General features: G+C 48.6%; 2 tRNA genes. Both read left to right on the top strand.

Annotated elements, in window-relative coordinates:
- Nucleotide 1: 1 nt before the first annotated feature.
- A tRNA-Ile gene (locus EO125_RS09760) sits at nt 2–78 on the top strand.
- A 100-nt stretch (nt 79–178) separates the two neighbouring features.
- Nucleotides 179–254: transfer RNA gene (locus EO125_RS09755), tRNA-Ala, on the top strand.
- Nucleotide 255: the final 1 nt, after the last annotated feature.

Raw genomic sequence — 255 nt, 5'->3', positions numbered from 1 at the left:
TAGGCCTATAGCTCAGCTGGTTAGAGCGCACGCCTGATAAGCGTGAGGTCGGTGGTTCAAGTCCACTTAGGCCTACCAGTGCCTTTCTTCGATGAAGAAGAGCTAATAGAATAGTCCTATCTTAAGATGGAAGAAATTCCTCATAAGGATAGATTCCGAATAGAAGATAGACTTATATGGGGGCGTAGCTCAGTTGGGAGAGCACCTGCCTTGCAAGCAGGGGGTCAGGAGTTCGAATCTCCTCGTCTCCACCAT

Source organism: Veillonella sp. VA139 (assembly GCF_003992005.1).
Lineage (GTDB): Bacteria > Bacillota > Negativicutes > Veillonellales > Veillonellaceae > F0422.
The sequence above is the reverse complement of the archived record's forward strand: the minus strand, read 5'-3'. Positions and strand labels throughout refer to the sequence as shown.